This is a genomic window from uncultured Nostoc sp., from assembly GCF_964245445.1.
In the GTDB taxonomy this organism is placed as follows: domain Bacteria; phylum Cyanobacteriota; class Cyanobacteriia; order Cyanobacteriales; family Nostocaceae; genus Nostoc.
The window spans coordinates 9,655-15,785 of sequence record NZ_CAXTNE010000193.1; the positions used below are offsets into that span (position 1 = coordinate 9,655).

Here is a 6,131-nt window from a genome sequence, read left to right on the forward strand (position 1 = left end):
CCACTAGCTAAAGTTTTACTATCTGGACTAATAGCGATCGCATAAATCCATATTGAATGCCCTTTAAAAATGTGAGAAGGTTGTAAATTAAGCAAAGATATAGAGGTCGATGTGTGAGTTTTGAATCGTGAAAGTAAACCATAGAAACTAAAGCTACTCAAGGCTACGATGGTAATCACTAAAGCTGCTGAAACCTTATTGAGGATTAGCTTTGACATTAACTATAGGCTCCAAATCACAACTAACTAGCAAGATTATTTAGATTGAGCAATCTTTGTTAGGGACTTACTCTGAATTTGACTTTGGACAATAAAGAGAGAAGATTATGTTCGTTGTGTAAACTATCCACGAACTACCTCTTTTGTTGTTGTATTCATCTTTTTTTGTTGCTGATTCTGGTGTTCAATCCAAAAACGAATCAGAAATAAAGCCATAATAGCGGTAATAGACATAATGGCAATGGGTGTTAAATATGTCCAATGCCCTGACATTTTGTCCCAAATATGCCACGTTAAAAGAAATATGGCTAAGTAAGTAAGTTTATGCAATTGCTTCCAGTTTTTCTTCAGCTTTTTTACACTCCAATTGTTAGAGGTTATAGCCAAGATGGTGAAGATAGTAAAAGTAGATATTCCCTGCGAATAAATAAAAAATGTCTTTGGATCGAAAAAATCAATATCTCTTTTTTGAACTAAAATAAACCCATGAATCAATGCTAAAAAGAATCCGAACACACCGATGAGCCGACGGCGTTTCAGTAGCCATTGAGGAATACCAGTTTCTTTAGTTTGAGGAAAAACTATTCTAATAATTGTCGGAAGCAAAGTAAGAATGTAGCAAGCCAATGCTAGGAAACCTAATATATTAGGTAGTGGAGAAGGATCGATTGCGATCATAGAAAATCTTCCCATTATATTTGCAAAAAAATATTTGAAGTGATGAGCATTGCATACTATAGGTATGAATTGAGGTCATCAGTTATGTTGCAAAAATAGGTGCTGGTCTAAAAGAATGTCATTAATGTATGAGCGCCAGTAGCCTAGAGCTAGCACATCATGTCAAGAAGAACACAACGTTCTCAATGAGTCTAAATATATCTGATTAGCCTATGTTTATTGCTAAAGTTTTAGGCATCACCGATAGCATAGCGTTAGCGACGCAGGAGCGTCACAGCTCCTCGCATACATCGCTTTGAGTCGAATTAAGCCGTAAACTTTTGGTATTACTGGCTTTGGAGTAAGGGGTGTAGGAAATTAAATATCATCCTGCTATGGGTGCGGTAGTATGCACGATATCCACAGTTTTAAAATCTGACTATAACGGAACTCCACGAGTCATTAATGTCGATAGAAATGCAGCTTGTCAAAAAGCAATTGATTAACTCAAAAAATTAGAACTATTGTGCAATCATTATGAATTATGGCAAGTTAAATATCTAAATAATCTTGAGCAAGATTATCGATTTATCAAACGATTGGTAAAATTAGGAATAAGATTTGCCTCGTTCAATCCATCGAGGTAAACCTTAAGGGCATCAGGCTATGAACATGATTTGTAAGGACAAGTCAAGGGACTTTAATAAATAGACATCGCTGCTCAAGTGAAATTTGTTGCTCAAATTTCGGAGTAGCTGCATAACTAGTTTTGATTTCTAAAGACCTTTTGACCTTCGCAAATAAAATACAACTTCCCTACTCAAGAACAGTTTCTTTGGATTGAAGGAGGCAAGAGAAGCTTTTGAGTTGGGGATTTAACCTTACTGCATTGATAAAAAGTATAACAATAAGGCAGTCAGGGAGCAGACCCCCTAACATCTTCAGACAGATTTCTTTGCTTGCAAGATCAATTCTGGTACGTGAAAATCACCATCGGGGTCAACAGTACCGTCCTTACTGCGGCGGAATTCAGGGATTGGTTTCCAACCTGGGTACTGACGCAAATAAGAGTGACTGTCTCCAAAAAGTAGCCCCACGAATACTTCACCAACGATACGCCCCCCTACTGGGCCGAGTTGGGTAGGAATGTTGTTGATTTCATCCTCACTCAGTTGACCCTGTTGCGCTGCCTTCTGTATCTCTAGCTGTGCCTCTGCCAAAATGTAGTACCAAAGCGGCGCTCGGTTGTTAAACTCTGGAGAGATGCTAGTGAGTAGAGGATTATTGGCAGCATCATTTGCTGTCGCCTTACCGACTCGTAGTTGTTCATTAGGGATAACAGGCAGACCTAAATGTTTTGCCACAGCCTGTCCAGAAGGCAGACCCAAACGTAGCCCGCGTAGCAAGTTGCGCGCTGCCAAAGAATGCTCAACTGTCGCCACACTCTCTGGAAGTGTACCAAGGGGATTTACCAGTGAAGTATCAAGTTTGTAACTAGGCTGAACGCGATTTGGAGTATTTGGTTTTTGTTGATCTAGTGGGGTAATATCGAAAAATAGAGTCCAGTCTACTGCCCTACCGTCTTCAATGGCACGAAAACCAGTAAGTGTTTCACTCACATCACCGTCAGGACTGGGGAAAATAATCCGTCGTCCTGGGTTTTCCTCAGTGCCTGGGTCATTGGTATTCAATCGATAAATTGGACGAATAATCGAGTGTCCAAAGCGATAGGCTGCTGCCGAAAACTCGACAGGAATGAAAGGCTCCTTCTTCCACTTAAAGACCTTAAGGTTGGGCTGAAACTCAGAGAATTCCTTATTTTCCTTCTCTTGCTTGAGCTGAGGCAGGATCTCAAACAGGGTGTCCCAACCGATAATTCTGGGGAGGAAATCGTGCAGAATTACCCATTGATAGTGCCAGCGCACCTCGTGTTGAGCGGTCTCGAAAGAAGGTGGATGACCATCGCGTTCAGTCAGAAAATCGACGATTCGGTTATGAAAGCGCAGTATTGTGGAATGGAGTTGTGAAACAATAGTGTTTTCGTCATTGCGAGGGTCGCCTATCAAAGCACGGGCAGGTTCGCCAGAGTTGGGGGTATTGCGTGGTAAATCTCTGGTGTTTGGATCAAAAGCGCTCCCAGAAAGTTTTTTGCCTAAAAGCAGGTGCAGACCATCATCCGCGTATAAGTAGGGTTGATCGTCTGGGCCACGTCCATAGACGCTATCGAGGTCGAAGCGTGGTGTCCGAAAATCAATCAAAGCCTCTGGATCATTTTTTACTTGGAGGCTACTTGCTGGATCAAAAGTTAGATCGTGGTCGATAAATTGACCAAGGTAGGTATATCCAGCAGGAATACCAGGGTGTTCAGCATTTCCGAGGTTTTCCTCATCATCCTGCTCGTTTTCTGGGGTTTGCTTCTCTTCATGGGGCGCAGTAATTTTTTCAGCAAGAGCATGAAGTGCTTGTATAGAAAAATTAGCAGCAGGAAGTGTGCGAAAGATTCGTCCAAAGCGTCCTTCAAATAGGGAAGACTGTGGTGAAAATTCCCCACCTCGTACACCAGTGCCATGAGGGCGATACCCAGGTTTTCCGCCCCTTGTGGGGATGTTAGACGTGACTTTTTTCTCGTTACTCATAACATATTTTTCCTACAAGATAGTTTTCGTGATGGTATTGGTGGTTTTGGGAAAATTTAAGATGTCAAACCGCAGATACACAGACTCAAATTGCCTCTACAAGTGGAACAATTAGGTTCAACTTTCTCGTCACATTACTACAATGTATTAGGGAAGAGATGTCGCGCCCAATACATGTTTAGTTTCAAAATTTGGTAGTGTCCAAGATGCAATATGGAGAAGTAGAGTTTCTTGATGTGGGAATACTTGCCCTCCTTCTACCACAGATGTGCCAGTGATCGCATACACTGAATTGGGAGCAGCGTATGGGTCAGTTCTGTCGAGCAAATGAGCATTCTCTTGCATCCTATTACTTTAAATTTGGAAGTTGTTGAAGCTTATGCTGTGAATACATATCTGAGTTTGAATAGAAAGTTATGCAAATTTCAAAAATATTTTTTACAAGTAACTGTTCAGTGGGTGCTAAATCGCTCCAAACCCTTGATTCAATATTTATCGCTTAAAGGTTAAGGGGGAAGGGTTTAAATTCACTCCTTACCATAATTAAAAATCCCCATGTTTCCCCTACGAAGATTTAAAAAGTTCTTCCCCTTTAGTGTGGGTTTCAGTAGTTAGAGACTAGAAAAAAGCTTTAGAAATCCTTACCCCAAAGGCAACTTGAGAATTTTACGAATTGTGAATTAGCAATTATTGTTAAATCTTTTCAAAGCGTGGTTCGGTTGGACTACCGATTTCTGGCTGTGGAGGCTTAGACAATGGTCAACCAGTCTAATTCGTAAATTTGAGATATTCTCACTACACTGCTTGCAGTTAGCGGTGAGAGTTGTCACTTGAGTTAAAAATCTCAATGGTAAAATAAAACAACTTTAATAAAAAGTCAATAACTCTTTATTTTCGTTAGAGTGGGATAACAATCAAAGTGTGAGGATTGATACTACATGCGAATCTTGTTAGTGTATCCAATATTTCCCAAAACCTTTTGGTCTTATGAAAAAATCTTGGAGTTAGTTGATCGCAAGGTTTTATTACCACCTCTGGGTTTAGTAACAGTAGCAGCGATTTTACCCCAAGAATGGGAATTCAAGCTGGTCGATCGTAACATCCGCGCAGCAACAGAAGCAGAATGGGCATGGGCAGATGTGGTAATTCTCTCTGCGATGATTGTCCAGAAACAAGATTTACTTGACCAAATCCAAGAAGCAAAAAAACGTGGTAAGTTAGTCGCAGTTGGCGGCCCCTACCCCACCTCTGTACCTCACGAAGTTGAAAATGTTGGTGCAGATTTTCTGATTTTGGATGAAGGAGAAATCACTCTCCCTATGTTTATTGAGGCAATCAAACGGGGAGACACATCTGGCACTTTCCGCGCCACCGAGAAACCTGATGTGACAAGCACACCAATACCCCGCTTTGATTTATTAGAATTGGATGCTTATGACATGATGTCTGTGCAGTTTTCGCGCGGGTGTCCCTTCCAATGCGAATTTTGCGACATTATTGTTCTCTACGGGCGCAAACCGCGCACTAAAACCCCAGCCCAACTTTTAGCAGAGTTAGATTACCTCTACGAGTTGGGTTGGCGGCGGGGTGTGTTCATGGTGGATGACAACTTTATTGGCAACAAACGAAATGTGAAATTGTTGCTGAAAGAGTTAAAAGTCTGGATGGCAGAACATAAGTATCCCTTCCGGTTTGACACTGAAGCTTCTATTGACTTAGCCCAAGACTCGGAAATGTTGGATCTGATGGTTGAGTGCGGTTTCTCGGCGGTGTTTTTGGGAATCGAAACGCCGGATGAGGATAGTTTGCAAATGACCAAGAAGTTTCAAAATACTCGCAGTTCTCTAACTGAGGCAGTGGAAACCATTATCAAAGCCGGATTGCGCCCAATGGCTGGGTTTATTATCGGTTTTGATGGCGAAAAAGCTGGTGCAGGCGATCGCATTGTCCGCTTTGCAGAACAAGCAGCAATTCCCTCTACTACCTTTGCCATGTTGCAAGCGTTACCTAACACTGCGCTTTGGCATCGCCTGAAAAAAGAAGGACGACTACGGGAAAATCAAGATGGCAACATCAACCAAACAACATTGATGAATTTCTTGCCCACCCGTCCTCTAGAAGAACTTGCACGAGAATATATTGAAGCATTTTGTACTTTATACGATCCAGTACAGTACTTAGATCGTACCTATCGCTGTTTCTTGATGATGGGTTTGCCAACCTGGAAAGCGCCAGCGAAAATGCCAGAGTGGGTAGTTGTAAAAGCGTTGTTAATTGTAATTTGGCGACAAGGAATCAAACGGGAAACCCGTTGGAAGTTCTGGCATCATTTGTTCAGTATTCTCAAGCGTAACCCTGGAGTTATTGAACATTACATCTCTGCTTGCGCCCACAACGAGCATTTTCTAGAGTATCGGCAAATTGTGCGCGATCAAATTGAAAGTCAGCTAGCCGAATATCTCGCACAAGGTGCAGAAACGCCTTATGTGCTAGTGAAGGAAAAAGTGGAGGAAAAAGCTGAAGCAGTAGTGAGTTAGTTTCTTTGGAAAATAACAAGTGATATCATGTCCGCTTGATTACTTAGTTAAACCCTAAGAACCCCACCCCGCCAAACCTGCGC

General features: G+C 41.7%; 4 protein-coding genes and 1 pseudogene. 1 reads left to right on the plus strand and 4 read right to left on the minus strand.

Annotation, left to right across the window (positions count from 1 at the left end; genetic code table 11):
* From ACFE90_RS26055 to ACFE90_RS26070, 4 genes and pseudogenes are all read right to left on the minus strand, one after another.
* Window positions 1–218 (minus strand): annotated as a pseudogene (locus tag ACFE90_RS26055) (hypothetical protein); the annotation flags it as partial.
* A gap of 123 nt (window positions 219–341) precedes the next feature.
* Window positions 342–896 carry a ferric reductase-like transmembrane domain-containing protein gene (locus ACFE90_RS26060; protein ID WP_375505332.1) on the minus strand — a complete coding sequence of 185 codons (555 nt, stop codon included), beginning with the start codon at window positions 894–896 and terminating at the stop codon, window positions 342–344.
* 920 nt (window positions 897–1,816) lie between these two features.
* Window positions 1,817–3,511 (minus strand): heme peroxidase family protein, encoded by a 1,695-nt coding sequence (locus ACFE90_RS26065; RefSeq protein ID WP_375505333.1) that lies wholly within the window; start codon window positions 3,509–3,511, stop codon window positions 1,817–1,819.
* Between the two features lie 147 nt (window positions 3,512–3,658).
* Window positions 3,659–3,856 carry a hypothetical protein gene (locus ACFE90_RS26070; RefSeq protein ID WP_375505334.1) on the minus strand — a complete coding sequence of 66 codons (198 nt, stop codon included), beginning with the start codon at window positions 3,854–3,856 and terminating at the stop codon, window positions 3,659–3,661.
* A gap of 593 nt (window positions 3,857–4,449) precedes the next feature.
* Here ACFE90_RS26070 and ACFE90_RS26075 point away from each other — a divergent pair.
* Window positions 4,450–6,048, plus strand: a complete 1,599-nt coding sequence (locus ACFE90_RS26075) for a B12-binding domain-containing radical SAM protein (protein WP_375505335.1) — start codon at window positions 4,450–4,452, stop codon at window positions 6,046–6,048.
* The last annotated feature ends 83 nt before the right edge of the window (window positions 6,049–6,131 follow it).